Below are 25,800 nucleotides of genomic sequence, written 5' to 3' on the forward strand. Positions count from 1 at the left end.
ACTCACGCCGCAGCGCCCTCTACTATGCCGTGTGTCGATCGACCCGTACGGTACGGGTGCCACCTTCCAACGCACCAGTCTCAGCGGCGGCCGATACGCCTAGAGGCCACACCACCAGTAGAGGAGCAGGCCGGGGGATGTCCAGCGCCACCAGGGCTCGACGCCGCAATGGGCGGCAACAGCAGCAACAGCCTTCCGCTGCACCGCAATACGCGGGAAACGCTGGCCAAAACGGTACAGCTCCGGGCAGAAGAGGAAATGGCGGCCGGGGTTCGTCGGCCCGTGCGGCCGGCCCGGTGGTTCCCCGGCTGCGCCAGCAGGCCGGAAACATCGGCGGGATCCGTGTCCAGCAGCTGGCCATCATCGAACTCGCCGCGGCACTGGTGCTGGTGGGCTGGTCGATCCACCCCGCCGCGCTGACCGCGGCCGTGGTGGTGGCGGCCGTACTCATCGTCTTCGCGCTCGGCCGGCGCCGTAGGATTCCGCTGCCGGAGTGGATCACGACCGTGCGCGCCATGAAGCGCCGCGGCAAGAACAGCGCCGCGGCGGTCGCCGCGACGCAGGGTGTCGACCCGGCGTTCGCCCCGGTCGTGGAGTGCGAACCGGCGCTGCGCACCTACGAGTACACCGACGCCGAGCAGCGTGCCATCGGCTTCGTCGGCGACGGCACGTTCCTGACGGCCCTCATCCAGGTGGACGCCCGCGACGAGCCGCTGCGACCGCAGCGCGGCAGCCACATGCTGCCGCTCGACGTGCTGCACACCGCGCTCGACGTCGAGGACATCCACCTGGAGTCCGTGCAGTTCGTGCAGTACACCCAGCCGGCGCCGGCGCCGCACCTGCCCGAACAGGCCGTGGCGGCCCGTTCGTACGCGCCGCTGCAGGCCCAGTCGCAGACGCCCGCCGTGCAGCTGACGTGGATCGCGCTCAAGCTCGACCCGGAACTGTGCGCGGAGGCGATCGAGGCCCGCGGCGGCGGGATGGACGGCGCCCAGCGGTCCCTGCTGCGCGCCGCCGACCAGCTCGTCAGCCGCCTCACCGCGCAGGGCGTGCGCGCCCGGGTGCTCGACGAGCGGGAGGTCGTGGCCGCGATCGGCACCGCCGTGTGCGTCAGCCCGCGTGCCGCCAACGGCGCGATGGGCCGCGACGGCCGGGCGGCCCGCCGCACCCAGGAGACGACCCGCGCCTGGCGTTGCGACGACCGCTGGCACACGACGTACTGGATCGGCCGATGGCCCCAACTGGGCCAGGGCGGTGCGCCGTTGGCCGCCGTCACCCAGCTTCTGACCAGTACGGCGGCGATGGCGAGCACGTTCGCGCTGACCGCCTCGCACGGCGGCGGCCGGGCCCCGGCCATCTCGGGTTACGTCCGTCTGTCGACTCGCAGTGAGAACGAACTCTCCGCCGCCCAGAGCGAGTTGGAGCGCCGTTCCGGTTCGGTGAAGGTAGGGCTCGTACGGCTCGACCGCGAGCAACTGCCCGGCCTTCTGGCCACGCTTCCCCTCGGAGGTACCCGCTGATGGCCACTCCCACCTATCAGCCCCGTGTCAACACCAGCGGCAACGGCTGGCGCAATCCTCCCCTCGGCGCGTCCTCGTCCGGCGGCGGCCGCCGGCTGTCGCACCAGCCGCGGCCGGACGAGGAGCAGGCCGGCCCGACCGGCCCGAAGCCGAAGCCCGGCTACGGCCTGCGCGGCCCGCGCCGCAGCCCGCACATCCTGACGCCCGAGTCGCTCGCCTCGCTGACGCTGCCGGTCGGCGACGACGGCGTGATCATCGGCATCGACCCGCAGAACCAGCCCGCGGTGCTGAGCGTGCTGCGGCCCGCGCCGATGGAGATCGCGCTGGTCGGCAGCATGTGGATGGCGCAGGTGCTGGCGCTGCGTACGGTCGCCACCGGCGCCCGGGTCGCGGTGGAGACCGCGCGGCCGCCGGCCTGGGGGCAGATGGCGCAGGCCGCGGGAGGCGGGCAGCAGTGCGTGTCGGTCCATGAGGTGCGCCAGATCGCGCCGCAGGGACCGTCGGTTTCCAGCCCCGTGCTCGTCATCCGGGACATGGGCGCGCGGCCGCCGCGCAACCAGCTCGCGCCCAGCCCCTGGCAGTCGGTGCTGACCGTGCTGCCGTTCCTGGGACCGCGCTCGCCGCAGATGCTCAGCCGCGCGGACCTGGTCGGTCTCCAGCGGCTCTCGCCCGAAGAGGCCGAGGTGGTGACGCGTATCATGCGGCTGCCCGAGCAGGTCGGCGCGGTGCTGCCGACGCTCAGCGACAACGCCATGCTGTGGTGTTCGCGCGACGGCCACCAGTTCGTGATGACGCAGCCCACGGAAGCGGAGACCAACCTGCTCGGCGGGGCGCGCCGGATGGACTGACCGTTCCCAGAGGCCGGTTCACCATGCCGGCGACCGGCCTCGGACTTGACCTGCGGGCGCATCCTTGGGTGCGCCCGCAGGCGCGCCGACGGGGCTCGAAGGCGTCAGACGATATGACACCGGCTGCCGTTATGGGCCGACTCTTGATTAGGCTGTGTGAAGAGCCGCAGGAGCACACCGCGACGGCAGCCGATACGGGGATGGAGACTCGTTAGTGTTGGCACTACCCCGGGGGGCGTGCTCCGACTTCCGCAACATCCGATCGATCCGCCTGTATCCGGTCTTGCCGTTCAGGTGCGTTGCAGTACACCAGGAGGCACAGTGAACGAGCAGGAGGCTTTCCGCCCGGACGGGAACGATCCTGACGACGACCAGTCCGAGTTCGACCTGACCGGTGAGTTCAAGATCGATTTTGCCGCACCGGCCTGGTACGCGAGCAACGACACCAGTGGAGGTGGCGCGGGTGCCGCCGCCTCTCCTGCGGCTCCTCCTGCGCCTTCCCCCGCCCCGCCGCCCAACGGCGCCCAGCCGCTGGGCTCTCCGCCGCCGATGGCGCCGCCGCCCGTGGAGGCGGCACCGCCCGGCTTCCCGATGCTGCGCCCCAACACCGCGGCCGAACAGGCGCCTGCGGCCGCGACTCCCCCGGCCGAGCAGGCCGCTCCCGCGGACGCCGGCCCGCCCGCGGATTCCGGCAACGTACGCGCCGGCACCGGCGTCGACCCCTCGGCTTCTTTGTGGGACGACGACGAGGACACCGAGCCGGAGGCGGCAGCGCCCTCCTCCGAGCCCGAGGCGGCGCCCTCCGCGGCGCCGGAGCCCGAGGCGGCCCCCGCCGCCGAGGGGGGCGCGGCGGCTCCTGAGGCGCCCGCGCCGACGCCCGAACCGACCGCGCCCGCCCCCGTGCAGGCAGCGCCGACCGGTCAGGGCCAGCAGCCCCAGCAAGGTGTGCCCGCGCAGGGCGCGCCGCAGCAGCCGGCTCCGCAGCAGGCGCCGCCGGCCGTACCGCAGCAGGGTGTCCCGCAAGGGGCGCCGCAGCAGGGCACTCCTTGGGGCGCGGCCGCGGACGGTCAGCAGCCGGGCGTGCCGGCGCAGGGCGGACTGCCGCCGCTGCCGCCGGAGTTCCAGCCCGCCGACCCGCGGGTGGCCCAGGCGCAGGGTGCTCAGCAGCCCCAGCAGCAGGCCCAGCCCCAGCAGCAGATGCCGCAGCAGGCGCCCGCCCCGCAGCATCCGCAGGCCGGCTACCCCCAGCAGGGGCAGCCGCAGCAGGGCCATCCGCAGCAGGCTCCTGTCCAGCAGGGTGGTTATCCTCAGCAGGGTGCGCCGGCGCAGCAGCAGGGCGCGTACGGCTATCCGCAGCCCGCGTACGGCTATCCCCAGCAGGGGCAGCCGCAGCAGGCGGCCGCGCAGCCGTACCAGCAGCCCAACGCGCCCGTGCAGCAGTCCGGTTACGGCTACCCGCAGACCGGCGCCCAGGGCTACCCGCAGCAGGGTCAGCCGCAGCAGGCACCGCCCGGCTACGACCAGCAGGTGGCGGCCCAGCAGGCTCAACAAGCCCAGCAGGCGCAGCAGGCAGCACAGGCCCAGCAGCCGCAGAGCCCGCACCAGCCGCTGCCCGGCCAGCAGGTCGGCGACCCGAACGCGGCGGCGAACTACGCGTCGTACTCCCAGCCGGGCCAGCAGCAGCCGCAGCAGCGGGCCGCGCCGGGTGCGCCGCTCGGCTACAGCGCCGCCGTCGAGCTGACCTCCGACCGACTGCTGCGCAACCAGCCCAAGAAGCGCAAGCCGGGTGCCAACGCGCAGCCGTCGAAGTTCAAGCTGGGCGCCAAGAAGGAGGAGATGGAGCGCCAGCGCAAGCTGGAACTCATCCGCACTCCGGTGATGTCCTGCTACCGCATCGCGGTGATCAGCCTCAAGGGCGGCGTCGGCAAGACCACGACGACCACCGCGCTGGGCTCGACCCTCGCGTCCGAACGGCAGGACAAGATCCTGGCGATCGACGCCAACCCGGACGCCGGCACGCTCGGCCGACGGGTGCGCCGCGAGACCGGTGCGACCATCCGTGACCTGGTGCACGCGATCCCGCATCTGCACAGCTACATGGACATCCGCCGGTTCACCTCGCAGGCCCCCTCGGGTCTGGAGATCCTCGCCAACGACGTGGACCCGGCGGTGTCCACGACGTTCAACGACGAGGACTACCGGCGGGCGATCGACGTCCTCGGCAAGCAGTACCCGATCATCCTCACCGACTCGGGTACGGGTCTGCTCTACAGCGCGATGCGCGGAGTCCTGGACCTCGCCGACCAGTTGATCATCATCTCCACCCCGTCCGTGGACGGCGCGAGCAGCGCCAGCACCACCCTGGACTGGTTGTCCGCGCACGGCTACGCCGACTTGGTGCAGCGCGGCATCACGGTCATCTCCGGGGTCCGCGAGACCGGCAAGATGATCAAGATCGACGACATCGTGTCGCACTTCGAGACCCGTTGCCGCGGCGTGGTCGTCGTCCCCTTCGACGAGCACCTCGCCGCCGGCGCGGAGGTCGACCTGGACATGATGCGGCCCAAGACGCGCGAGGCGTACTTCAACCTCTCCGCCCTGGTGGCCGAGGACTTCGCGCGGGCGCAGCAGGCGCAGGGGATGTATCCCCAGCAGCAGATGGGCCAGCAGATGGGCGGCGACCCGTACGCCCAGCAGCAGTACGCCCCGGGGCAGCAGCCGCAGCAGGGCCAGCCCGCCCCCCAGGGGCAGCCGCCGGCCGGCTATCCGCCCCAGCAGGGCGGCTGGACCCAACAGCCGGCCCAACCGCCCGCCCACTGGCAGCAGCAGCCCGCTCCGGACGCGCCCCAGCAGCCTGAGCAGCCCGGGCTCCAGCCGGGCTGGCAGCAGCAGCCGCCTCCGCAGTGAGACGGTGACGGTCGGGCGGTGACGCTCACGGGGCAGGGCCCGGCACTTGTGTGCCGGGCCCTGCCCCGTTCTACGTTCTGCGGGCGCTGTACGGCGCGTGCGTCAGATCGCCTCGGCGATCAGCCCGCGCGCCTGCTCCACATCGACCGCCATCCGCTCCAGGAGGGCGTCGAGGGTGTCGAACTTCTCCTGGCCGCGGATGTAGGCGAGAAAGTCCACGGCGACGTGCAGGCCGTACAGGTCCAGGCCGACGCGGTCGATGGCGTACGCCTCCACGGTGCGCGTCTTGCCGTCGAACTGCGGGTTGGTGCCGACCGAGACGGCCGCCGGCATCGCCTCGTCGCCGACGTGCAGCAGACCGGCGTAGACGCCGTCGGCGGGGATGGCGGTGTGCGGCAGCGTCTCGACGTTGGCCGTCGGGAAGCCCATCTCGCGTCCGCGCTGCGCGCCGCGGACGACGATGCCCTCGACGCGGTGCGGGCGCCCCAGGACCTCCCTGGCGCCGGTCACATCGCCCTCGGCGACCAGGCGGCGGGTGAGCGTGGAGGAGAACGGCTCGCCGCCGCCCGCAGCGCCGTTCACGTAGAGGTCGATGACCTCCACGGAGTAGTCGTAGGTGCCGCCCAGCTCGGTGAGCGTGTCGACGGTGCCGGTCGCCTTGTGACCGAAGCGGAAGTTGGGGCCCTCGACGACGACCCGCGCGTGCAACTTGTCGACCAGTACCTTGACCACGAACTCCGCCGGGGAGAGCTTCGAGAACTCCTTGGTGAAGGGCAGGATGAGGACGGCGTCCACGCCCAGCTCGGCCATGAGTTCCGCGCGCCGGTGGTGCGGGGCCAGCAGCGGCGGGTGGGTGCCGGGGCGCACGACCTCGCTCGGGTGCGGGTCGAAGGTGACGACCACCGCGGGAATCCCCAGCTCACGGGCGCGGGCCACCGCCTTGCCGATGATCAATTGGTGGCCGCGGTGCACACCGTCGTACGAGCCGATGGTGACGACGCTGCGTCCCCAACCCTCGGGGATGTCCTCCAAGCCACGCCAGCGCTGCACTGTTGCCCGCTCCTCGCCCGAACTCTTGTCCGTCCACTGCGCCACCCAATCGGCATGACGCAGGTCTAAGACTGCCATGCCGGGGGTGATGCTTCGCGCGAAGGGTCGCCTCGGCTCTGTGACCGGGGCACCTCCGGGCCGGCGGGCGGGCGCACGGCCGGAGCGGGTGGGCCGGGAGCCCGCCGCGGTGGCGGCGGACGCGCCCCCGTCCGCCCCTTGAGTCACTCCGAGCGCCTGCCCGAAGGAGTGAATCCGCGGGCCGCCGCGGAAAGAGACTCGGGGAGGGGGATGGTGGAGCGCGGACCGGCTCCGCGCGCCCGTCCGGGCCCGCGTTCCACCACCCTCCCCCGCCTCCCGCGCGGCGGGGCAAGAGCCCTCAACCGCCTTGCGGGCGAAGCCCGTTGGGGTCCTACCGCCGTCAGGCGAAGACCGCCAGGCTCTTGGCCTTCCCGCCCTGGTTCTCCACCAGGGCCAGGAACGTGCCGTCCGGCGCGAAGGCCGCGACCGGCCCGTCCCCGTCGAACAGCGGCATCGGGATCCGTACGCCGTTCAGCAGCAGGCGCACCTGCTGCTCGGCGACGTCCCAGCGGGTGAACGCCGCGGCCGCCGCGTCACCGATCGGCATCACCGGCAACCCCTCGCCCTCGGGGTCGTCCACCGCGGCCTGGAGCTGCTCCAGAGTGCGGGCCCGGTCCAGCTTGTACGGGCCGACCCGGGTGCGCCGCAGCGCGGTGAGGTGGCCGCCGACGCCCAGCGCCGCGCCCAGGTCGCGGGCGAGGGCGCGGATGTAGGTGCCGGAGGAGCACTCCACGGAGGCCAGCAGGTCGGTCACCGGGGTGCCGTCCTCGGCCTCGGACTCGTGCGCGGAGTGCACGACGAAGGAGGAGACGGTGACCGGCCGGGCCGGGATGTCCACCTCCTCGCCGTCGCGGACACGCGAGTACGACCGCTTGCCGTCGATCTTGATGGCGCTGACCTTCGACGGGATCTGCATGATCGCGCCGGAGAGTTCGGCGACACCGGCATCGATGTCCGCGCGGGCCAGACCGTGCGCCGCCTTCGACGCGGTGATCTCGCCCTCCGCGTCATCGGTGATCGTGGTCTGCCCCAGCCGGATCGTGCCGACGTACTCCTTCTCCGTCAGCGCGAGATGGCCCAGCAGCTTCGTCGCCCGCTCCAGGCCCAGGACGAGCACGCCCGTCGCCATCGGATCGAGCGTGCCGGCGTGCCCGACCCGGCGGGTGCGGGCCATACCGCGCATCTTCGCCACGACGTCGTGCGAAGTGAAGCCGGACGGCTTGTCGACGATGACGAGTCCCGCCCGTCGCCCCCCGCCGTCCTTGCCGGAGGGCGCCGCGTGCTCGCCACTCCCGATCGGCTTGTCGCTCTGACGCTTCATTCTGCCGCTGTGCCCTCGTCGTCCTCGTCGTCCTCGCCCGGCTTGCGGTACGGGTCCGCCTCGCCGGCGTACTGGGCGCCCGAGGACACCTCGCGCACCTTGGCGTCCGAGGCCCGTGCCTTGTCGAGCAGGTCCTCGATCGTCTTGGCGGTCTCCGGCAGGGCGTCCGCCACGAAGGTCAGGGTGGGCGTGAACTTCGTCCCCGCCGCCGCCCCGACCGCGGAGCGCAGGATGCCCTTGGCGCTCTCCAGCCCGGCGGCGGCGCTGGCCCGCTCCTCGTCGTCGCCGTAAACCGTGTAGAAGACCGTCGCCTCCCGCAGGTCGCCGGTGACCCGGGTGTCCGTGATGGTCACGTGCGTGCCCAGCCGCGGGTCCTTGATTCCGCGCTGGAGCTTTTGGGCGACCACCTCCCGGATGAGGTCCGCCAGCTTCTTCGCCCGCGCATTGTCGGCCACTGGTCCGTCTCCTTCTTGTTTCCACAATTGTGCTTCCACCGGCGACGACGCGCCCGGCCCGGAGGGCCCGGTGCGTTCAGTCGTCGTCGCCGTGCAGCCGCCGTCGTACCGACAGCAGCTCCACTTCGGGCCGTGCGGCGACCAGGCGCTCGCAGTGGTCCATGACTTCCGTGAGGTGCCCGGCGTCCCCGGACACCGCCGCGAGGCCGATGGTGGCCCTGCGGTAGAGGTCCTGGTCCCCGACCTCCGCGACGCTCACCGCGTACTTGCGGTGCAGCTCGGCGACGATCGGGCGGACGACGGAGCGCTTCTCCTTGAGCGACCGAACGTCGCCGAGAAGCAGGTCGAAGGACAGCGTCCCTACGTACATGTATGACGGGTCAAGCCACCCGTGGGGCCTTAGGCGTGGGAGTCACTCGAAACCGTACACGCAACGGCCGGGGCCGATCGACGGAAATATGCTCCGCCGACCGGCCCCGGTACGCGCTACGTGATCAGCCGCGCGGCTTCTCCCGCATCTCGTACGTCGCGATGACGTCGTCGACCTTGATGTCGTTGAAGTTTCCGAGGTTGATACCGCCCTCGAAGCCTTCCCGGATCTCGGTGACGTCGTCCTTGAAGCGGCGCAGACCCTGGATGTTGAGGTCCTCCGCGACCACCTTGCCGTCGCGGATGAGGCGCGCCTTGGTGTTGCGCTTGACCTCGCCGGAGCGGATGAGGACACCCGCGATGTTGCCGAGCTTGGACGAGCGGAAGATCTCGCGGATCTCCGCGGTACCGAGCTCGACCTCCTCGTACTCCGGCTTCAGCATGCCCTTCAGGGCCGCCTCGATCTCCTCGATCGCCTGGTAGATGACCGAGTAGTACCGGACGTCGACGCCCTCGCGGTCGGCCATCTGCGTGGCACGGCCTTCGGCGCGCACGTTGAAGCCGATGACGATCGCGTCGGAGCCGGACGCCAGGTTGATGTCGGACTCCGTGACCGCACCGACGCCGCGGTGCAGCACCCGGATGTCGACCTCTTCGCCGACGTCGAGCTGGAGCAGCGAGGACTCGAGAGCCTCCACCGAACCGGACGCGTCGCCCTTGATGATGAGGTTGAGCTGCTGGATCTCGCCGGCCTTGAGCACCTTGTCCAGGTCCTCCAGCGACACCCGGCGGGTGCGCTTGGCGAAGGCCGCGTTGCGCTCACGCGCCGCGCGCTTCTCGGCGATCTGGCGGGCCGTACGGTCCTCGTCGACAACCAGGAAGTTGTCGCCGGCACCCGGCACGTTGGTCAGACCCAGGACGAGGACGGGGGTCGAGGGACCCGCTTCCTCGACGTTGTTGCCCTTGTCGTCGAGCATCGCCCGGACGCGGCCGTAGGCGTCGCCCACCACCATCGTCTCGCCGACGCGCAGCGTGCCGCGCTGGACCAGGACGGTCGCCACGGCGCCGCGGCCACGGTCGAGGTGAGCCTCGATCGCGATGCCCTGCGCGTCCTGCTCCGCGTTGGCGCGCAGGTCGAGCGAGGCGTCCGCGGTCAGGACCACGGCCTCCAGGAGCTGGTCGATGTTCAGACCCTCACGGGCGGAGATGTCGACGAACATCGTGTCGCCGCCGTACTCCTCGGCCACCAGCCCGAACTCGGTGAGCTGACCGCGCACCTTGGTCGGGTCGGCACCCTCGACGTCGATCTTGTTGACCGCGACCACGATCGGCACGTCGGCCGCCTTGGCGTGGTTCAGCGCCTCGATCGTCTGCGGCATGACACCGTCGTTGGCCGCCACCACGAGGATCGCGATGTCGGTCGACTTGGCACCACGGGCACGCATGGCGGTGAACGCCTCGTGACCGGGGGTGTCGATGAAGGTGATCCGACGCTCTTCGTCGTTGACCTGCGTCGCGACCTGGTAGGCACCGATGTGCTGGGTGATGCCGCCGGCCTCGCCCGCGATGACGTTCGTCTTGCGGATCGCGTCGAGCAGTCGCGTCTTACCGTGGTCGACGTGACCCATGACGGTCACCACCGGCGGACGCGCGACGAGCATTTCCTCGCCGCCCTCGTTCTCACCGAAGTCGATGTCGAAGGACTCGAGAAGCTCGCGGTCCTCCTCCTCGGGGCTGACGATCTCGACGACGTAGTTCATCTCGTCGGCGAGGAGCTGCAGCGTCTCGTCGGAGACCGACTGCGTCGCGGTGACCATCTCACCCAGGTTCAGCATGACCTGGACGAGCGACGCCGGGTTGGCGTTGATCTTCTCGGCGAAGTCCGTCAGCGAGGCACCGCGCGACAGGCGAACCGTCGCACCGTTGCCACGCGGCAGCATGATGCCGCCGACCGACGGGGCCTGCATGGCCTCGTACTCCTGGCGCCTCTGCCGCTTCGACTTGCGGCCACGACGCGCCGGACCGCCGGGACGACCGAAGGCGCCCTGCGTGCCACCACGGCCACCGGGGCCGCCGGGACGGCCCGCGAAGCCGGGACGACCGCCGAAGCCGCCGCCACCACCGGGACCGCCGCCACCGGGACGACCGGCGAAGCCACCGCCGCCACCCGGACGACCGCCACCGCCGCCGCCACCGGGACGACCGGCGAAGCCGCCGCCGCCACCGGGACGACCCGCGCCGCCGCCGGGACGACCGGCACCGGCCGGACCGCGACCGCCGCCGCCACCGGGGCCCGGACGCGGGCCGGCAGCGGGACGCTGCGGCATCATGCCCGGGTTCGGACGGTTAACGCCGCCACCGGGACGCGGAGCGCCACCGGGGGCCGCACCCTGCGGACGGGGCATCCCACCGGGAGTGGGACGCGCGCCACCCTGGCCCTGGGGACGGGGGGCACCCTGGCCGCCGCCCTGCGGACGTGGGCCGCCGGGACCACCCTGGCCACCGGGACGCGGGGCGCCACCGGGACGGGGGGCCTGCGGACGGGCCATGCCCGTGGAGCCACCGGAGGTGAAGGGGTTGTTGCCCGGACGGGGCCCGGACGGACGCGCACCGCCGGGACGGCCGCCCTGGCGGTCGCCACCGGGACGCGGAGCGTTACCGCGCTGACCACCCTGCGCACCCTGGGCGGGCGCCGGACGGGCCGGACGCGGGCCGGGAGTGGCACCGGGGCGGGGAGCCGACTGACCGGCGGCCGGAGCTGCCGGAGCGGACGGCGGAGCCGTGAACTCGGGCTGCGCGGGGGCGGCCGGAGCGGGCTTGGAAGCCGCGGCGGGACGCGCCGCGGGAGTCGCCGGCGCGGGGCGCGGGCCCGGCGTGGGGCCGGCGGCGGGAGTGCTCTTCGGGGCCGCGGGGGCCTGCGGCGCCTCGGGGGCGGCCGGGGCCGGAGCCGCGGGGCCCGGCTTGGGGGCGCCCGGCTTCGGGGCAGCCGGACGGGCCGCCTGCGCCGGCGACGGGGCCGACGGGGACGGCTTGGCGGGCGCCGACTTGCGCGGCGCCGCGGGCTTGCCAGAGGCGCGGCCACTGCCGCCGCCTGCCTGGAAAGCGTCGGTCAACTTGCGAACAACCGGCGCCTCGATCGTCGAGGACGCCGAACGGACGAATTCCCCAAGTTCTTGGAGCTTGGCCATGACGACCTTGCTCTCAACGCCGAACTCCTTGGCGAGTTCGTATACCCGGACCTTAGCCACTTCGCTCCTTCTAGGTCCGGGTTGTCCACCGGACCGTCGCTACTTCATGGGCGTACTCATCGCGTACTCATCGAGTGCTCATCGCAATCTCGACCTACTTCCGACTCGCGAGGTACCTGACCGCACGGTTTTCCGTGCGCTGTGCGTTTCGTGCTGTGCGTTCGTCGTGCGCTAGTGCAACGGTGACTGCTCGGTGCGCTCGACATGCCGGCGCAAGGCCGTCGTGTCGAACGGCCCCCGGCCCCGAAAGGCCCGGGGAAACGCCCGGCGGCGGACCGCCAGGTCGAGACAGACCAGTGTCGGGTGTACGTAAGCACCCCGGCCGGGCAGCGTACCGCGCGGATCGGGGGCACACTCACCCTCGATCGCCACGATGCGCAGCAAATCGCCCTTGGCCGCTCGCTCCCGGCATCCCAGACAGGTTCGCTCAGGGCATGCGCGGGCATGCGTCCGACCAGACACTGCTTAAGTCTACCTCCCCGAGCCGGCCTCACCCCTGATGGGGTAAAGCCCGAACGGCTTCTCAGAATTCCCGGTGAACCGCCGCGACCGCTTGTTTTCGGCCACGGCGGTGCCCGGTGGTTCAGTCCTGTGGTGCCGGCTGCTCGGTGTCGGGGCGGATGTCGATCCGCCAGCCCGTGAGACGGGCGGCGAGCCGGGCGTTCTGCCCTTCCTTGCCGATGGCCAGCGAAAGCTGGTAGTCGGGCACGATCACCCGGGCGGACCGGGCCGCCAGGTCCACGATCTCGACCTTGCTGACCCGCGCCGGCGACAGCGCGTGCGCCACCAGCTCGGCCGGGTCGTCCGACCAGTCCACGATGTCGATCTTCTCGCCGTGCAGCTCGGCCATGACGGCGCGCACCCGGCCGCCCATCGGGCCGATGCAGGCACCCTTGGCGTTCAGGCCGGAGCGGGTGGACCGTACGGCGATCTTGGTGCGGTGACCGGCCTCGCGGGCGATGGCGGCGATCTCCACCGAACCGTCCGCGATCTCCGGCACCTCCATGGCGAACAGCTTCTTCACCAGATTGGGGTGCGTGCGCGACAGCGTCACCGACGGGCCGCGGACACCCTTGACCACCCGGACGACGTACGAGCGCAGACGGGTGCCGTGGGAGTAGTCCTCGCCGGGGACCTGCTCCTGGACCGGCAGCATGGCCTCCATGCGGCCGATGTCGACCAGGACGTTCTTGGGGTCCTTGCCCTGCTGGACGACGCCGGTGATGACGTCGCCCTCACGCCCGGCGAACTCGCCGAAGGTGATCTCCTCCTCGGCGTCCCGCAGCCGCTGCAGGATGACCTGCTTGGCGGTGGTCGCCGCGATCCGCCCGAACCCGGACGGAGTGTCGTCGAACTCGCGGGGCTCGGCGCCCTCCTCCAGCTCGGCCGGGTCCTCCTTCGCCCACACCGTCACATGTCCGGTGGCGCGATCCAGCTCCACCCGCGCCTGCCGGCGGCTTCCCTCGGTGCGGTGGTACGCGATGAGGAGGGCCGACTCGATCGCCTCGACCAGCAGGTCGAACGAGATCTCCTTCTCCCGCACCAAGCCCCGCAGGGCACTCATGTCGATATCCACGGCTACGCCTCCTCCTTGTTCTCGTCGATCTTCTCGTCGTGCTGCGCGTCGCGCTTGTCGGACTTGCGGTTGAACTCCAGCTCGACGCGCGCCTTGGCGATCTCGTCGAACGAGACCCGGCGGGCGGTCGGCTTGCGGCCCTTGACACCCGGAATCTCCAGGTCCAGACCCTCGTCGTCGGCGGCGGTGATCCGCGCCACCAGCTCTCCGCCCTCGTGGAGTTGGGCCTTGATGAGCCGGCCGACGGCGCGGCGGTAGTGCCGCAGCTCGGTCAGCGGCCGGTCGGCGCCGGGAGAGGTCACCTCAAGGGTGTAGGGGGCGCCACCCATCACATCGGAGTCGTCCAGGACCTGGGAGGCCTCGCGGCTCAGCTCGGCGCACTCGTCGAGCTGGACGCCGTCGTCGGAATCGACCACGATCCTCAGCACACGCCGCTTGCCTGCGGGCGTCACCTCGATCTCTTCCAGATCCAGGTCTCGCGCGGCGACGAGCGGTTCAAGCAATCCGCGCAGCCTCTCGCTCTGGGTGGTGCTCATCCGGGTGACTCCTCGGCCGCGTGTGCTGTTGTGGGTAGGTCGCGTGTCGGGTCAAAGCCTATCGGTTCCGGCGGGGTACTGACGATTCGGTGACTCGTCACGGCTACGCTCGCCAGCGGTGATCACTACGGAAGACCCCGGGAAGTGGAACGTGCCGAACGTCGCGCTCACGCGTAGAAGGACCCTGCTGGCCGGCGCCGCGCTCGGGGGCGCGGCCCTGCTGACGGGCTGCTCCGACGACTCCGGCCCGCAGCCGGTCGAACACTCCTCCGCCGCCGCCCGGCTGCGCCGGCACGCGGCGCGCGACAGCGTGGCGCTGCTCGCGCGCTACGACGCGACGCTGGGCGCGCACCCGGCGCTGGGCGCGCGGCTGCGGCCGCTGCGCGCCGAAGTCGCCCGGCACGCCGAGGCGTTCGGCGGCGCCTCCGCGACCCGCTCCCCCGCCGCCACCCGTTCCGGCCGCGCGGCGCCGGACGTACCGCCCGACGAGAAGGCGGCGCGCGCGGCCCTCGCCGAAGCGGAGCGCCGGCTGGCCGACACCCGCGCCAAGGCCCTGACCGCCGCCCCGCCGGAGCTGGCCCGGCTGCTGGCCTCGGTGGCGGCGGCGGGGGCGGCGCACGCGTACCTGCTCGGGGAGACGGGGGCGTGAGCGGGGGCCTGGCGGGGCCGGGCCGCGTCTTGCCGTGCGGGCCGGCTGTGGCTGATGTGCCGCCGGGGGCGGGCGGGGTTCGTGTGTTCCACGGGGGGCCGCGCACCGGGGCCCCCACACACCGGTAACAAGAACGAACAGGGCGAACAAGACAATGACAGACGAGACGAGCGACGAGCTCACCGCCGTGCAGGCCGCGTTGGCCGCCGAGCACGCGGCCGTGTACGGGTACGGCGTGGTCGGCGGGCGGATCGCCGGGGAGCGGAGCGAGGAGGCGCGGGCGGCGTACGACGGGCACCGTGCGCGCCGGGACGCGTTGCGGCGTACGGTGCGGGATCTGGGCGGGAAGCCGCGCGCCGCGGCCGCCGCGTACGAACTGCCCTTCCCGGTACCGGACGCGGCCGCCGCGGCCCGGCTCGCCGCGGAGTTGGAGGACCGTCTGGCGGCCGTCTACGCCGACCTCGTACGGGCCGGCGGAGAGGCGCGCCGCGCGGAGGCGGCGGCCGCGCTGCGTGAGGCGGCGGTGCGGGCGGTGCGCTGGCGGGGCAGCGGCGTAGCCTTCCCTGGGCTCGTGGAACGGGCCGCGGCCGGTGTTCCCTCCGATTCCGCGAGCGCTTCCTCGGACGCGCTCTGAACGACCGGCCGCCCCGCGGTCACCGCCCCAGGAAAGGGACAGCTCAAGTATGGCAACGGCACCCATCGAACCGCCGCAACGGTTGGTGAACTCGCTGAGCGGCGATCCGGACGGTTCCGTAAGGGACTGGCTGGAGTCGCTGCCCACGCGGGTTCAGGAGCGGCTGGACGCTTGGGAGCTGACGCTGGAGAGGATCCACGCGCCCGGCGGCCGCAGCAGCCTGGTGGCGCTCGTGCGGCAGCAGGACGGGACGCCCGCGGCGCTGAAGTTCCCGGTGCCGGGGCGGGTCTCCGCGCACGAGGGCGCGGCGCTTCAGGCGTGGGACGGCTGGGGCGCGGTGCGGCTGCTGCGGCAGGACGAGGCCGGCGGCGCGCTGCTGCTGGAGAAGCTGCGGGGCGCGGTGTCGCTGCGGTCGCTGCCGGAGGCCAAGGCGCTGCTGGAGGCGGCCGGCACGGTGCGGCGTCTGTGGGTGGCGCCGGCCGAGGGGCATCCCTTCGAGACGCTGGCGGGCCGTACCGAGAGCGCGGTGGCGGCGCTGCGCGCGGCGGGCGCGCTGACGGCGGTGGCGGGGCCGCTGGTCGAGGAGGCGGCGGAGCTGCGCCGGGCGCTGCCGGCGGGCAGCACGGAGGAGTTCTTGCTGCACGGCGCGTTCCGGCAGGGCAAGGTGCTGGCCGGTGAGCGGATGCCGTGGCTGGCGATCGGCCCGGCGCCGGTGGTCGGGGAGCGGGCGTACGACCTGGCGCGGCTGGTGCTGGACCGGTTCGAGGATCTGGCGGCCGGCTCGGGCGCGGCCGCGGCGGCGCGGCGCAGGGTGGCCAAGCTGGCCGACTCCCTGGAGGTGGACCGGGACCGGCTGCGGGACTGGACGCTGTACCGGGCGGTGGCGGCGGGCGTGCGGGAGTCGGCGGCGGGTGACCGGCAGCGCGGTGAGCTGCTGCTGGAGTTCGCGGCCTGGTTGTAGGGGGCCGCGGGGTGCGACGGCGAACGGGCCGGCCGGGGAGGTTCCCGGCCGGCCCGTTGCGCGTGGGGGTCAGGCGCTGAGGCGGGCGACGGCCTCCTCGACCGTCAGTTCCTCGCGCTCGCCGGTGCGGCGGTCCTTGACCTCGACGATGCCTTCGGCGGCGCGGCGGCCGGCGACGAGGATGGTCGGGACGCCGAGGAGTTCGGCGTCGGTGAACTTCACGCCGGGCGAGACGCCGGCCCGGTCGTCGACCAGGACGCGCAGGCCCGCGGCGCCGAGCCGCTCGCCGACCTCCAGGGCGAGTTCGGTCTGCTTGGCCTTGCCGGCGGCGACGACGTGGACGTCGGCCGGGGCGATCTCGCGGGGCCAGCACAGGCCGGACTCGTCGTGGGTCTGCTCGGCGAGGGCGGCCACCGCGCGGGAGACGCCGATGCCGTAGGAGCCCATGGTGACGCGGGTGGGCTTGCCGTTCTGGCCGAGGACGTCGAGTTCGAAGGCGTCGGCGTACTTGCGGCCGAGCTGGAAGATGTGGCCGATCTCGATGGCGCGGTCGATGCGCAGGCCGGTGCCGCACTCGGGGCAGGGGTCGCCGGGCTCGACGACGACCACGTCGAGGTAGTCGTCGACCTCGAAGTCGCGGCCGCACACGACGTTCTTGGCGTGCGTGCCGGGCTTGTTGGCGCCGGTGATCCAGGAGGTGCCGGGGGCGACGCGGGGGTCGGCGATGTAGCGGAAGGACTTGCCGGCCAGGCCCTGCGGGCCGACGTAGCCGCGGACGAGGTCGGGGCGGTCGGTGAAGTCGTCGGCGGTGACCAGCTCGACGGTGGCCGGGGCGAGGTGCTCGCCGAGCTTGCCGAGGTCGACCTCGCGGTCGCCCGGGACGCCGACGGCGACGATCTCGCCGTCGACCTTGACCAGGAGGTTCTTCAGGGTCGCGGAGGCGGGGACGTCGAGGTACGCGGCGAGCGTCTCGATGGTGGGGGTGTCGGGGGTGTCCAGTTCCTCGACGGGGCCGTGCGCGGAGCCGTCGACGGGCGCGATCTTGGCGGTGACGGCTTCGGTGTTGGCGGCGTAGTCGCAGGCCGGGCAGTCGACGAAGGTGTCCTCGCCGGCGGCGGCGGGGGCGAGGAACTCCTCGGAGGCGGAGCCGCCCATCGCGCCGGAGACGGCGGAGACGATGCGGTAGTCCAGGCCGAGGCGCTCGAAGATCTTGGCGTAGGCCGCGCGGTGCAGGGCGTAGGACTCGGCGAGGCCCTCGTCGGTGGTGTCGAAGCTGTACGAGTCCTTCATCTGGAACTCGCGGCCGCGCAGCACGCCGGAGCGGGGGCGGGCCTCGTCACGGTACTTGGTCTGGATCTGGTAGAGGATCACCGGCAGGTCCTTGTAGGACGTGCACTGGTCCTTGACCGTGAGGGTGAAGATCTCTTCGTGGGTGGGGCCGAGGAGGTAGTCGGCGCCCTTGCGGTCCTTGAGGCGGAAGAGCTGGTCGCCGTACTCCTCCCAGCGGCCGGTGGCCTCGTAGGGCTCCTTGGGCAGCAGGGCGGGCAGGAGGACTTCCTGGGCGCCGATGGCGTCCATCTCCTCGCGCACGACGCGGGAGACGTTCTCCAGGACCTTCTTGCCCAGCGGCAGCCAGCTCCAGACGCCGGCGGAGGTACGGCGGACGTATCCGGCGCGCACGAGCAGCTTGTGGCTGGCGGTCTCGGCGTCGGCCGGGTCGTCACGCAGCGTCTTGATCATCAAGCGGGACATGCGCTGGACCTGTGCGGCGTTGGCCATGGGAGATTCTCCTGCGTAAGAAAGGTGACTCCCTGGAGGTTAGCCGCAGGGATGTGGCGCACGGAAATGCGTTCCGCGCCGGCGGGCGTCAGGGGCGCAGCAGCGGCAGGGGCGCGCCCATCACGGCGTACGGGGTGGGGGCGCTGGGGAAGAGGACGCGGCGGGCGAGGTCGCGGTAGCCCAGGGAGCGGTACAGGCCGCGGGCGGGGCTCTCGGTGTCGATGGCGGAGAGGATGCTGCGCGGCTGGCGGGCCTCGTCGGTGAGGCGGGTGATCAGCGCGCGGCCGATGCCCCGGTTGTGGTGGGCGGGGTCGACGTGGAGTTCGGTGACGACGAAGGAGTCGTCGAGCCAGTGGTCGAGGCCCTCGCCGCGCAGGTAGGGCTCGACGACGGTGGACCACCAGTGGGCGCGGTCGTTGGGCATGCCGTAGACGAAGCCCAGGAGGCGGCCGTCGGGGGTGGTGGCGCCGAGGGCGCGGGCGCCGGGGCAGCCCAGGTGGCGCAGGACGATCTCGCGGCGGACGGCGATCTCGTCGTCGTTCAGGCCGAACGCGCGCGCCTGGACCGCGAGCGCTTCGTCCACGCGGGCAGCGAGGTCAAGGGGGCCGACCGCGACGTCATCCATGTGCGGGAGCGTACAAGGCGGCGGGTCAGAACAGCACGCTCATGAACGCGCCGACTTCGCGGAAGCCCACGCGGCGGTAGGAGGCGCGGGCGGCGGTGTTGTAGTCGTTGACGTAGAGGCTGACGACTGGGGCGACGTCGCTGAGGGCGTAGCGCAGGACGGCGGCCATGCCGGTTTCGGACAGGCCCCGGCCGCGGTGGGCGGGGTCGACCCACACGCCCTGGACCTGGCATGCCTTGGGGGTGGCGGCGCCGATCTCCGCCTTGAAGATGACCTTGCCGTCCTGGATGCGGGCGAAGGAGCGGCCGGAGCCGACGAGTTCGGCGACCCGGGCCTGGTAGAGGAGGCCGCCGTCGCCGGCCATCGGGGAGATGCCGACTTCCTCGGTGAACATGGCCACGCACGCGGGCATGATCATGTCCATTTCGTTCTTGCGGATGCGCCGTACGTACGGGTCGGGGGTGATCTCGGTGGAGGGCGAGGCGGTGACCATCAGGGGCTGGTGGGGGCGGACCTCGCGGGCGGGTCCCCAGTGGGGTTCGAGGAGGGACCACAGTTCGGCGGTGGGGCCGGCCGGGCCGACGAGGGAGGAGCAGCGGCGGCCCTGGCGGCGGGCGCGTTCGGCGAAGCCGCGGACGGCTTCGGAGGTGGCGCAGACGGGGACGAGGTTGGCGCCGGCGTAGCAGAGGGATTCCAGGCGGCCCTGGACGTACCAGCCCCACATCTCTCCGCCGAGCCGCCAGGGGTCGAGGCCGGCGACCTGTACGCGGGCGGCGACGAAGGCGTTGGCGACCGGATCGCGGTCCAGGACCGCGAGGGCGTCGTCGAGCTCCCCGGGCTCGAGGACCTTGATGGTGGTGGTCGTCAGCACGTGTCGGAAAGCCTCACCGTTGCGGGCCTGGGAGGCCAGGCGGGAGCAGGTCTTGGCACTTTACCTCCCCTCGCGCGCCGGGGCCCGGCCCCGCGGGGCGGCCGGTGAGATGGCAGCGGTGAGCCCCGCGGCCCGGGTGGGCGGCGGGGCTCATCGGCGCGGTGCGGGGGGTGTCAGCCGGTGGCGCCGGCCGGTTCGCCGGCGGCGGTGACGACCGGCGGGCCGGAGGCGATGCCGTCGTTCTCCATCTGCGCGGCGAGCTTCATGGCCTCTTCGATGAGGGTCTCGACGATCTTCGATTCGGGGACGGTCTTGATGACCTCGCCCTTGACGAAGATCTGGCCCTTGCCGTTGCCGGAGGCGACGCCGAGGTCGGCCTCGCGGGCCTCGCCGGGGCCGTTGACGACGCAGCCCATGACGGCGACGCGCAGCGGCACCTCCATGCCCTCCAGGCCCGCGGTGACCTCGTCGGCGAGCTTGTAGACGTCGACCTGGGCGCGGCCGCAGGAGGGGCAGGAGACGATCTCCAGGCGGCGCGGGCGGAGGTTGAGGGATTCCAGGATCTGGAGTCCGACCTTGACCTCCTCGGCGGGCGGCGCGGACAGCGAGACGCGGATGGTGTCGCCGATGCCCTCGGCGAGCAGCGCGCCGAAGGCGACGGCGGACTTGATGGTGCCCTGGAAGGCGGGGCCGGCCTCGGTGACGCCGAGGTGGAGGGGGTAGTCGCTCTGGGCGGCGAGCTGGCGGTAGGCGTTGACCATCACGACCGGGTCGTTGTGCTTGACCGAGATCTTGATGTCGCGGAAGCCGTGCTCCTCGAAGAGGGACGCTTCCCACAGGGCGGACTCGACGAGGGCCTCGGGGGTCGCCTTGCCGTACTTCTTCAGCAGCCGGGCGTCGAGCGAGCCGGCGTTGACGCCGATCCGGATCGGGGTGCCCGCGTCGGAGGCCGCCTTGGCGATCTCCTTGACCTTGTCGTCGAACTGCTTGATGTTGCCGGGGTTGACGCGGACCGCGGCGCAGCCGGCGTCGATGGCGGCGAAGACGTACTTGGGCTGGAAGTGGATGTCCGCGATGACGGGAATCTGCGACTTCTTGGCGATGACGGGCAGCGCGTCGGCGTCGTCCTGGGTCGGGCAGGCGACGCGGACGATCTGGCAGCCGGAGGCGGTCAGCTCGGCGATCTGCTGGAGCGTGGCGCCGATGTCGGACGTGCGTGTCGTCGTCATCGACTGCACCGAGACCGGTGCGTCTCCGCCCACGGCGACCGTACCGACCTGGATCTTGCGGCTGACCCGGCGGTCGGCGAGCTTGGTCGGTACGTCCGGCATTCCCAGTGAAATGGCAGTCATCTGGCGAGCAACCCCAAGGTGTGGATCAAGGTCCCGAATTCGGCGGGCTCCAGCCATCGAGATTACGGCACGGGGCTCGCCCTCGGCACATCGATCCCTGGCGCCCCCTCGAAAGAAGGCGGGCGCGCACGCCCATCCGGCCTCGCGCCCGGCCGCCGCGCGCCAGGGGCGGCGGCCGGGCCGGGCACTCAGGTGAGCTTCACCGGATTCACCACGTCGGCGACCAGCACCAGCAGCGTGAAGCAGACGAAGACGCCGGCGACGACGTAGGCGACCGGCATGAGCTTGGCCACGTCGAAGGGGCCGGGGTCGGGGCGCCGGAAGAGGCGGGCGAAGGCGCGGCGCACGGACTCCCACAGGGCGCCGGCGATGTGCCCGCCGTCCAGTGGCAGCAGCGGCAGCATGTTGAACAGGAACAGCGAGAGGTTGAAGCCGGCGACCAGGAAGAGCATGGTCGCCACGCGCTGCTCCGGCGGGATGTCCAGGGAGAAGACCTCGCCGCCGACGCGGGCGGCGCCGACCACGCCCATCGGGGAGTCCTGCTTGCGCTCGGCGCCGTTGAAGGCGGCGTCCCACAGGTCGGGGACCTTGTCGGGCAGGTGGATCAGGGAGCTGACGCCCTGCTCGACCATGTTGCCCATGCGGTCCACGGACTGTCCGAAGGTCTGCGGGACGACGCCGCTGGCGGGCGTGAAGCCGAGGAATCCGGCGGTGACGAACTCGCCGACGACGTAGCCGCCGTGTCCGTCGGTCTTGGCGACCTTGTTCTCGATGAGGTCGGCGTGCAGCGTCATGCGGGCGCCGTGCCGCTCGACGACGAGCGTGGCGGGCCCGGTGGTGTCGCGGATGCGCTGCTGGAGGGTGCCCCAGTCGGGGACGGGCCGGCCGTCGAAGGACACGATCTTGTCGCCGGCGCGCAGTCCGGCGGCCTTGGCCGGGGAGTCCTTGGCGCCGGCGGGGCACTTGTCGGTCTTGGCGGAGGCGGAGATCACGCAGTCGGAGACGGAGCCGACCTGGGTGGTCTGGGTCTTGATGCCGAAGCCCATCAGCACGCTCATGAAGATCACGACCGCGAGGATCAGGTTCATGAACGGGCCGGCGAACATGACGATGACGCGTTTCCAGGGCTTGCGGGTGTAGAACAGCCGCTTCTCGTCGCCCGGCCGCAGCTCCTCGAAGGCCGCCGAGCGGGCGTCCTCGATCATGCCGCGCCAGGGGGAGGTGGAGCGGGCCTGGAGCTTGCCGTCCTCGCCGGGCGGGAACATGCCGATCATGCGGATGTAGCCGCCGAGCGGGACGGCCTTGATGCCGTATTCGGTGTCGCCCTTCTTGCGGGAGAAGAGCGTCGGTCCGAAGCCCACCATGTACTGCGGCACCCGGATGCCGAACATCTTGGCGGTGGAGAGGTGGCCGAGTTCGTGCCAGGCGATGGAGAAGAGCAGGCCGACGACGAAGACGACTATGCCCAGGATGGTCATCCAGGTCGTCATGCGCGAACCTCCGAGGGTGTACGTGCCGCACGGGCGGCCAGTTCGCGGGCGCGGGCGCGCGCCCAGGTGTCGGCCTCCAGGACGTCCGCGACGCTCAGGGAGGTTCCCTCCGCGGGCGTGCCGTGTTCGGCGACCACTTCGGCGACCGTATCCACAATGCCGGTGAACGGCAGCCCGCCGGCGAGGAACGCGTCGACGCATTCCTCGTTCGCCGCGTTGAAGACGGCGGGGGCGGTGCCGCCCAGGCCGCCGACGTGGCAGGCCAGGTCGACGGCGGGGAACGCCTCGGTGTCCAGGGGGAAGAACTCCCAGTGGTGCGCCGTGGTCCAGTCGATGGCGGGGGCGGCGTCGGGCACCCGGTCGGGCCAGCCCAGGCCCAGCGCGATCGGCACCCGCATGTCGGGCGGGCCGGCCTGGGCGAGGGTGGAGCCGTCGGTGAATTCCACCATCGAGTGGATGTAGGACTGCGGATGGACGACGGCCTCGATGCGGTCGAAGGGGACGTCGAAGAGCAGGTGCGCCTCGATGACCTCCAGGCCCTTGTTGACCAGCGTCGCGGAGTTGATGGTGATGACCGGGCCCATCGCCCAGGTGGGGTGGGCGAGGGCGTCGTCCGGGGTGACGCCGGCCAGCTCGCGCCTGGTCCGTCCCCGGAAGGGGCCGCCGGAGGCGGTGACGACGAGCTTGCGGACCTCGGCGCGGGCGCCGCCGGCCAGTGCCTGGAACAACGCGGAGTGCTCGGAGTCGACGGGGATGATCTGGCCGGGGGCGGCGAGCGCCTTGACCAGCGGTCCGCCGACGATCAGCGACTCCTTGTTGGCCAGGGCGAGCACCCGGCCCGCGCTGAGGGCGGCGAGGGTGGGGGCGAGGCCGATGGAGCCGGTGATGCCGTTGAGGACGGTGTGGCAGGGGGAGGCGGCGAGTTCGGTGGCCGCGTCGGGGCCGGCCAGCACCTCCGGCAGCGGCTCGCCCGCGCCGTACCGCGCGGCCAGCGCCTCGCGCAGCGCGGGAACGGCGTCCTGGCGCGCGACGGCGACGGTCGCCACCCGCAGCCGGTGCGCCTGCTCGGCGAGCAGTTCCACCCGGCCGCCGGCCGCGGACAGCGCGGTCACGCGGAAGCGGTCGGGGTTGCGCAGCACGATGTCGATCGCCTGGGTGCCGATCGAGCCGGTCGATCCGAGGACGACGAGGGTGCGGGGGCCCCGCGGCGCTTCCGGGCCGGCGGGCGCCGGCTCGAAGCTCAGGTGCGGGTGGGCGAGGGAGTCCGTCATGCGGTCCATTGTGGCCGGTCGGCGAGGGGCCCGGGGCACCGCCTCGTACGGGCGGCCCGGCTCGGCCACCCGTACGAGCGTCGCGGCCCGCGCGCCCGCTTCAGCGGATCGGCCGGCGGACGTTGTCCTTGGTGCTCGGGCCGGGGGTGGCCGCGGCGATCCAGGGGCCGTCGCCGCTGGGGTCGACGATGCCCTCTTCCAGCCAGGTGTAGTCGCCGGCGAGCACGCCGGAGACGACCTTGCGGTCGAGGTCGTCGGTGTTGGCCCACAGCCGGCCGAAGAGTTCTTCGACGCGGAGGCGGGACTGCCGGCAGAAGGCGTCGGCGAGCTGGTGGGCCTCGCGGCCGGTGTCGCCGGTGACGCGCAGGTGTTCGGCCCGTACGCAGGCCGCGCTCATGGCGAAGAGTTCGGCGCCGATGTCGACGATCCGGCCGAGGAAGCCCTGTTTGGTCTCCATCCGGCCCTGCCAGCGGGACATGGCGTAGAAGGTGGAGCGGGCGAGCTTGCGCGAGGCCCGTTCGACGTAGCGCAGATGCCCGGCGAGTTCGCCGAACTCCTGGTAGGTGCTGGGGAGTTGGCCGGGGCCGGCGACGAGTTTGGGCAGCCAGCGGGCGTAGAATCCGCCGGCCCTGGCCGCGGCCCGCCCCTTGTCCGCCAGGGACTTGTCGGGGTCGATGAGGTCGCCGGCGACGGAGAGGTGGGCGTCCACGGCCTCCCGGGCGATCAGCAGGTGCATGATCTCGGTGGAGCCTTCGAAGATCCGGTTGATCCGCAGGTCGCGCAGCAGTTGTTCGGCGGGGACGGCGCGTTCGCCGCGGGCGGCGAGGGAGTCGGCGGTCTCGTAGCCGCGGCCGCCGCGGATCTGGACCAGTTCGTCCGCCATCAGGCAGCCCATCTCGGAGCCGAAGAGCTTGGCGAGGGCCGCCTCGATGCGGATGTCGTTGCGGTTCTCGTCGGCCATCTGGGAGGAGAGGTCGACGACGGCTTCGAGGGCGAAGGTCGTCGCGGCGATGAAGGAGATCTTGGCGCCGACGGCTTCGTGCCGGGCGATGGGCCTGCCCCACTGCTCGCGGACGCCGGACCATTCGCGGGCGATCTTCAGGCACCACTTGCCCGCGCCGACGCACATGGCGGGCAGCGAGAGGCGGCCGGTGTTGAGCGTGGTCAGGGCGATCTTGAGGCCGGCGCCCTCGGGGCCGATGCGGTGCGCGGCGGGGACGCGTACCCGGTGGAAGCGGGTGACGCCGTTCTCCAGGCCGCGCAGGCCCATGAAGGCGTTGCGGTTCTCGACGGTGATGCCCGGCGAGTCGGCCTCGACGACGAACGCGGTGATGCCGCCCTTGTGGCCGGTGGAGGCCGGTACCCGTGCCATCACCACGAGCAGGTCGGCGACCACGCCGTTGGTCGTCCACAGCTTCACGCCGTCCAGGACGTAGTCCTCGCCGTCGGGGACGGCGGTGGTCGCGAGCCGGGCGGGGTCGGAGCCGACGTCCGGCTCGGTCAGCAGGAAGGCGGAGAGGTCGGTGCGGGCGCAGCGCGGCAGGAAGGCGTCCTTCTGTTCCTGGGTGCCGAAGATTTTCAGCGGCTGCGGTACGCCGATCGACTGATGGGCGGAGAGCAGGGCGCCGATGGCGGGGCTGGCGGTGCCGACCATGGACAGGGCCCGGTTGTAGTAGACCTGGGTGAGGCCGAGGCCGCCGTACTTGGTGTCGATCTTCATGCCGAGCGCGCCGAGCTGCTTGAGCCCGTCGACGGTCTCGTCCGGGATCTGTCCCTCGCGCTCGATCCGGGCGCCGTCGATCTTCGTGTCGCAGAAGTCGCGGAGGGTGGCCAGGAACTTCTCGCCCCGGCGGACGTCGTCCGCGGCGGGGGTGGGGTGGGGATGGATGAGGTCGAGCCTGAAGCGCCCCAGGAACAGTTCCTTGGCGAAGCTGGGCTTGCGCCAGTCCTGCTCGCGGGCCGCCTCGGCGACCTGGCGCGCCTCGCGCTCGGAAACGTTGCGGGTGGACGGAGCGGTCATCAGGAGCTCACCTCGCCGCGGATCGGGTCTGCACCGGCGGGCCGGACGGCCAGCCGGTCAGTGCTACTTGAGAGGGTTCCCGATCCGTACGGGTTGCACCAGTGGTGGCGCGGGGGCGATGCGGGCGGTGGCGCTCCGGGTGGAGGGGGCGGGGGGGGGGGGGGGGGGGGGGGGGGGGGGGGGGGGGGGGGGGGGGGGGGGGGGGGGGGGGGGGGGGGGGGGGGGGGGGGGGGGGGGGGG

The 25,800-nt window shown here is 72.4% G+C and carries 21 protein-coding genes; 6 read left to right on the plus strand and 15 right to left on the minus strand.

Features of this window, described 5'->3' with window-relative positions:
• Window positions 1–296 precede the first annotated feature (296 nt).
• From eccE to ACZ45Z_RS32540, 3 genes are all read left to right on the plus strand, one after another.
• Window positions 297–1,520 carry a type VII secretion protein EccE gene (gene eccE / locus ACZ45Z_RS32530; protein ID WP_468370261.1) on the plus strand — a complete coding sequence of 408 codons (1,224 nt, stop codon included), beginning with the start codon at window positions 297–299 and terminating at the stop codon, window positions 1,518–1,520.
• A complete protein-coding gene (locus ACZ45Z_RS32535; RefSeq protein WP_468370263.1) occupies window positions 1,520–2,368 on the plus strand; it encodes a hypothetical protein in 849 nt (282 codons plus the stop codon). Before eccE ends, ACZ45Z_RS32535 begins: the two co-directional genes overlap by 1 nt.
• Before the next feature lie 321 nt (window positions 2,369–2,689).
• Window positions 2,690–5,275, plus strand: coding sequence for an SCO5717 family growth-regulating ATPase (locus tag ACZ45Z_RS32540; protein WP_468370266.1), 2,586 nt, complete (start codon window positions 2,690–2,692; stop codon window positions 5,273–5,275).
• A 102-nt stretch (window positions 5,276–5,377) separates the two neighbouring features.
• Here the strand turns inward: ACZ45Z_RS32540 and ACZ45Z_RS32545 are convergent, their stop codons facing one another.
• From ACZ45Z_RS32545 to rimP, 8 genes are all read right to left on the minus strand, one after another.
• The gene (locus ACZ45Z_RS32545; RefSeq protein WP_468370312.1) at window positions 5,378–6,325 is read right to left on the minus strand and encodes a bifunctional riboflavin kinase/FAD synthetase; all 948 of its coding nucleotides are present in this window, start codon (window positions 6,323–6,325) and stop codon (window positions 5,378–5,380) included.
• Between the two features lie 418 nt (window positions 6,326–6,743).
• The gene (gene truB, locus ACZ45Z_RS32550; RefSeq protein WP_468370269.1) at window positions 6,744–7,724 is read right to left on the minus strand and encodes a tRNA pseudouridine(55) synthase TruB; all 981 of its coding nucleotides are present in this window, start codon (window positions 7,722–7,724) and stop codon (window positions 6,744–6,746) included.
• On the minus strand, window positions 7,721–8,179 hold the full coding sequence (rbfA, locus tag ACZ45Z_RS32555; RefSeq protein WP_468370272.1) for a 30S ribosome-binding factor RbfA: 459 nt from the start codon (window positions 8,177–8,179) through the stop codon (window positions 7,721–7,723). Before rbfA ends, truB begins: the two co-directional genes overlap by 4 nt.
• Before the next feature lie 76 nt (window positions 8,180–8,255).
• A complete protein-coding gene (locus tag ACZ45Z_RS32560) occupies window positions 8,256–8,549 on the minus strand; it encodes a DUF503 domain-containing protein (RefSeq protein ID WP_468370275.1) in 294 nt (97 codons plus the stop codon).
• Between the two features lie 124 nt (window positions 8,550–8,673).
• Entirely contained in the window at window positions 8,674–11,796 is a 3,123-nt protein-coding gene (gene infB / locus ACZ45Z_RS32565; protein ID WP_468370277.1) for a translation initiation factor IF-2, read from the minus strand.
• Window positions 11,797–11,967: 171 nt separating this feature from the next.
• Complete coding sequence (locus ACZ45Z_RS32570; RefSeq protein WP_468370279.1) at window positions 11,968–12,258, minus strand: YlxR family protein; 291 nt, start codon at window positions 12,256–12,258, stop codon at window positions 11,968–11,970.
• Between the two features lie 121 nt (window positions 12,259–12,379).
• Window positions 12,380–13,372, minus strand: a complete 993-nt coding sequence (gene nusA / locus ACZ45Z_RS32575) for a transcription termination factor NusA (RefSeq protein ID WP_468370281.1) — start codon at window positions 13,370–13,372, stop codon at window positions 12,380–12,382.
• A gap of 2 nt (window positions 13,373–13,374) precedes the next feature.
• On the minus strand, window positions 13,375–13,908 hold the full coding sequence (gene rimP, locus ACZ45Z_RS32580) for a ribosome maturation factor RimP (protein WP_468370283.1): 534 nt from the start codon (window positions 13,906–13,908) through the stop codon (window positions 13,375–13,377).
• 118 nt (window positions 13,909–14,026) lie between these two features.
• Here rimP and ACZ45Z_RS32585 point away from each other — a divergent pair, with 118 nt between their 5' ends.
• From ACZ45Z_RS32585 to ACZ45Z_RS32595, 3 genes are all read left to right on the plus strand, one after another.
• Entirely contained in the window at window positions 14,027–14,557 is a 531-nt protein-coding gene (locus ACZ45Z_RS32585; RefSeq protein WP_468370285.1) for a hypothetical protein, read from the plus strand.
• Between the two features lie 154 nt (window positions 14,558–14,711).
• Window positions 14,712–15,191, plus strand: a complete 480-nt coding sequence (locus ACZ45Z_RS32590) for a ferritin-like domain-containing protein (protein WP_468370287.1) — start codon at window positions 14,712–14,714, stop codon at window positions 15,189–15,191.
• A 49-nt stretch (window positions 15,192–15,240) separates the two neighbouring features.
• Window positions 15,241–16,152 (plus strand): aminoglycoside phosphotransferase family protein, encoded by a 912-nt coding sequence (locus tag ACZ45Z_RS32595; RefSeq protein ID WP_468370290.1) that lies wholly within the window; start codon window positions 15,241–15,243, stop codon window positions 16,150–16,152.
• A 69-nt stretch (window positions 16,153–16,221) separates the two neighbouring features.
• Here ACZ45Z_RS32595 and ACZ45Z_RS32600 read toward each other — a convergent pair whose 3' ends face one another.
• The 7 genes from ACZ45Z_RS32600 to ACZ45Z_RS32630 form a co-directional block, all read right to left on the minus strand.
• Window positions 16,222–17,931, minus strand: a complete 1,710-nt coding sequence (locus tag ACZ45Z_RS32600; protein WP_468370293.1) for a proline--tRNA ligase — start codon at window positions 17,929–17,931, stop codon at window positions 16,222–16,224.
• 88 nt (window positions 17,932–18,019) lie between these two features.
• On the minus strand, window positions 18,020–18,556 hold the full coding sequence (locus ACZ45Z_RS32605) for a GNAT family N-acetyltransferase (RefSeq protein WP_468370296.1): 537 nt from the start codon (window positions 18,554–18,556) through the stop codon (window positions 18,020–18,022).
• Window positions 18,557–18,581: 25 nt separating this feature from the next.
• Complete coding sequence (locus ACZ45Z_RS32610; protein ID WP_468370299.1) at window positions 18,582–19,427, minus strand: GNAT family N-acetyltransferase; 846 nt, start codon at window positions 19,425–19,427, stop codon at window positions 18,582–18,584.
• A 173-nt stretch (window positions 19,428–19,600) separates the two neighbouring features.
• Window positions 19,601–20,779 carry a flavodoxin-dependent (E)-4-hydroxy-3-methylbut-2-enyl-diphosphate synthase gene (gene ispG, locus ACZ45Z_RS32615; RefSeq protein ID WP_468370302.1) on the minus strand — a complete coding sequence of 393 codons (1,179 nt, stop codon included), beginning with the start codon at window positions 20,777–20,779 and terminating at the stop codon, window positions 19,601–19,603.
• 188 nt (window positions 20,780–20,967) lie between these two features.
• Window positions 20,968–22,269 carry a M50 family metallopeptidase gene (locus ACZ45Z_RS32620; protein WP_468370305.1) on the minus strand — a complete coding sequence of 434 codons (1,302 nt, stop codon included), beginning with the start codon at window positions 22,267–22,269 and terminating at the stop codon, window positions 20,968–20,970.
• Entirely contained in the window at window positions 22,266–23,540 is a 1,275-nt protein-coding gene (dxr, locus tag ACZ45Z_RS32625; RefSeq protein ID WP_468370307.1) for a 1-deoxy-D-xylulose-5-phosphate reductoisomerase, read from the minus strand. Before dxr ends, ACZ45Z_RS32620 begins: the two co-directional genes overlap by 4 nt.
• Before the next feature lie 100 nt (window positions 23,541–23,640).
• On the minus strand, window positions 23,641–25,560 hold the full coding sequence (locus tag ACZ45Z_RS32630; protein ID WP_468370310.1) for an acyl-CoA dehydrogenase family protein: 1,920 nt from the start codon (window positions 25,558–25,560) through the stop codon (window positions 23,641–23,643).
• Window positions 25,561–25,800 lie beyond the last annotated feature (240 nt).

The organism is Streptomyces sp. NPDC031210 (assembly GCF_055570395.1).